This is a genomic window from Microcoleus sp., assembly GCF_049646505.1.
Classification (GTDB): Bacteria; Cyanobacteriota; Cyanobacteriia; order Cyanobacteriales; family Microcoleaceae; genus Microcoleus.
The window spans coordinates 1-3,268 of sequence record NZ_JBARVX010000517.1 but is presented as its reverse complement, the minus strand read 5'-3'; the positions used below and the strand labels follow the sequence as shown (position 1 = coordinate 3,268).

Sequence of the window (3,268 nt, the reverse complement as noted above, 5' to 3'; positions counted from 1 at the left end):
CTAGGGGTTTTAAATTATTTGCAGCAGCATAGTGCAGCAATTTGGGCGCGCAACAATCGCCCGTTCCCGTGGGAATAGCACCTGCAGGCATCAATTGCAAGAGCGATCGCGATTTACCCAAAAAATTCACCAGCGTATAGGCCGCGTGCATCTGCGCCTGAAGTTCGCGGGAAAGCTCTTTTCGCTGCTTTTTCAGCGCCCGCATCCGCTCGTCGGCAGCTTCAATTAAGAGTTTTAGCGGCTGCAATGTTTCATCCCGCCGCCGTTTCAATTGCCGGCGTTCAATTTTCTCCAAACGACTGACTTGATTCAATTGTTCGAGGGCAATTGATAGTGCTTCTGCTGCGAGAGTTTGAGACAGTAATTGGCGTTTTTGTTCTCGCTGTTGCTTGCAGTTTCGGTGCTGTTCGTTCAAAAATTGCAATTGCAATTCAAACTCGCTCAATAAAGCTTGATACTCTTGTCGCTGCGGGAGTTGATTCAGTGCAATCAGTTCCTGTTTCATCGCCTCCAATTGAGTTAAGGTGCGCGCTTCCTCTCCTTGAACTCGCGATCGTCCCGGAATCGGCGGCACCCAGCCCTCAACAACGCTGCAACCGTTCAGCAGCCCGGAAAATGCTTTGAGTATCCCCTGTTCCCCCGAAGCCATCTCTACCAGCAATATGCCGTACATCTTGCCCTCGCGATCGAAGGAAGCGTCAGCAGCCAGGTACTGCATTAAACCCCTGGCGAGTTCCTCGGACATTCGAGTGCGGGGCAGTCTCAGCAGTTCGCCGCTTTGAGGACAATTACCTTCGTACCAATAATTGCCCGAAAGGTCGATCGACCTTGAATTGCGATCGGTAAAGCAGTCTGCAAAATCTAAAAGTCTGTGTACAGTTAGCATATAAAATTTATTTTGAAATCAGGATGACGAGATATTTGTTTGTCTCCCGACGGCATTTTACAGCCGAATACTGAAAGCGGGAACTGTGCATAATTTTATACATATAGATTCAAGTTGCTCTCAAGTAAATATAATTTGTGGCAGAAGACCTGATATGCTAAATTGGTTTCAAAACCGCAGCGAGTTAAGAACAGCATAAGTTAATATATAAGACCGCAAGCTTGTCAACCCACTAAATTTTTTATATGTAAGGCGTATGCCAGACCTCTCGACTTCAGCCACGGAAAACTCCTCAAACCCCCAACCAGCTCTGCTGCCACCGGTTTTAAGAATTTTTGCAGCATTTCCAGATTACGATCGGGGCAATAGATTGTACGCATCGGGAAGGTACGAAGCGGCGATCATTTGCTACGGAAAAGCGGTGCAAATTAAGCCGGACTGGGCCCGGGCGTGGCTGAATCTGGGCAAAGCTTACAAGCAACTGCACTCCTACGCAGAAACAGTGGCCTGTTGCGATCGAGCTATAGCAATTAATCCAGAAGAATATTGGGCTTGGATGCTGCGCGGGAGCGCACAGTTAAATTTACAGAATTACTCAGAAGCGATCGCGGCTTTCGACAAAGCAATTGAAATCAATCCAGAAAAGCACGAAGCTTGGTATCAGCAAGGCAGAGTTTTAGAGGAATTGCAGGAGTGGGATAAAGCAGCAAGCTGTTACAAAAAAGCGACCCAAATTCACCCAAATTTGCCCGCGATGTGGTGCCGGCAAGGCAACGTCTTGCTGCAAGTAGAGCGCTACGCTGAAGCCGTGGCGGCCTACGAGCGATCGCTCAAACTCGTCTCGACTAATGCAGAAGCTTGGCTGAACCGAGGTTTGGCTCTGATGAAGGGCGAGCGCTACGCTGAAGCTGTAACTTCTTACGATCGCACCATTCAACTACAACCACAAAATAGTCTGGCTTGGTTCAATCGGGGCATTGCTTCAGCAAAACTGCACAAATACGGAGAAGCCGTCACAGCTTACGATCGCGTGCTGCAACTGCAACCCAACGATTGCGAAGCTTGGTTTTACAAAGGAATGGCGCTCAAACACCAGTGGCGCGATGGCGCAATTGCTTGTTTCGATCGCGCAATTGAAATTAATTCTTTTTATCCAGAAGTATGGATCGGGCGCGGTCAAACCCTGTCAGAATCGAGAGATTATGAAGGGGCGATCGCTGCTTTTGACAGAGCAATTCAAATTAATCCAAATTTCCCCGAAGCTTGGCTGGGTAGAGGCATCGCCCTGGCAGAATTGGAACGCTACAAAGATGCGATAATCGCTTACAGCAATGCCCTACAAATAGAAGGAAATTTTCTAGAAGCTTGGAATTTGCGAGGCGAAGCTCTAGAAAAATTGCAGCAGTACGAAGAAGCGATCGCCTGTTATGACAAAGTAATTTCTCTGAGTTCAGAAACAGAAATTACATCAAAAGTAGGATTGCAGCAAGGCGCGGCCCTGGAAAAATTGCAGCGTTACGAAGAAGCAGTCGCAGCTTACAACCGCGTAATTAAAATCGTCCCCGACAATTTTGAAGCTTGGTTGAAACGCGGCAACGCTCTATCAACTTTGCAGCAATACGAACAAGCTCTAGCATCCTACGATCGAGCAATTACTATCTGGCCCGACAGCTATCAAGGCTGGGTGCAGCGAGGTTTGCTGCTAGGAAAAATGCAGCGCTATTCCGAAGCGCTCGTCGCATTTGACCAAGTGATTCAACTCAAGCCGGACAACTGGGAAGCTTGGGCGCAGCGGGGCGACGTTTTGCAAAAATTGCAGCGGACTCAAGACGCCATGAACTCCTACGGAGTCGCCCTAGAAATCAAACCCGATTATTACGAAGCTCTAGTCAGTCGAGAAGAATTAAGGCTGAAGGACGCAATCACAGGAAAATGGTAAGGGAGATATTGAAACAAGCAGGAAAAAGCAAGAGAGACGTGCAATTATCTGTGAAAACAAACTCAGTAATTTTTAACAGCAAAAGTATCTTTGTCGAAGATTCAAAATGCTTTTAAAAGCCATAAACATTGGAAAAAGTCAGTCAATTTTAGAGCCTTAGACTTCGCCCTAAAAGTTTTAAATTGACTGTACAGATTAAGGCGTGCAGAATTAATTACACTTGCATTACTGCATAATATCATCTCCGGTCGATTACCATAACAAAAAACAGTTCGATCCTGTGGGCTGGAGTCCGGCCCGCACGCGCGATCTAATTTTATTGAATTTATATCGTTTCCGGTTGGATCGGAATGATTTAACCACAGAGAACACAGAGTACACAGAGGGAGAGAATATATATCTGAATCATTCCGATGCCAGCGGATTTGATATAAATTCAAATC

The 3,268-nt window shown here is 46.7% G+C and carries 1 protein-coding gene and 1 pseudogene; one reads left to right on the top strand and one right to left on the bottom strand.

What is annotated here, in order from left to right; translation table 11 throughout:
- A pseudogene (locus tag WBA89_RS24560) lies at positions 1–886 on the bottom strand (RluA family pseudouridine synthase); the annotation flags it as partial.
- 256 nt (positions 887–1,142) lie between these two features.
- Between WBA89_RS24560 and WBA89_RS24555 the strand changes: the two are divergent.
- On the top strand, positions 1,143–2,825 hold the full coding sequence (locus WBA89_RS24555) for a tetratricopeptide repeat protein (RefSeq protein WP_424410109.1): 1,683 nt from the start codon (positions 1,143–1,145) through the stop codon (positions 2,823–2,825).
- Positions 2,826–3,268: the final 443 nt, after the last annotated feature.

What these genes read in the sequence shown, in the direction of transcription:
- WBA89_RS24555 (WP_424410109.1), top strand. Translation starts at nt 1,143, where the DNA reads ATGCCAGACCTCTCGACTTCAGCCACGGAAAACTCCTCAAACCCCCAA.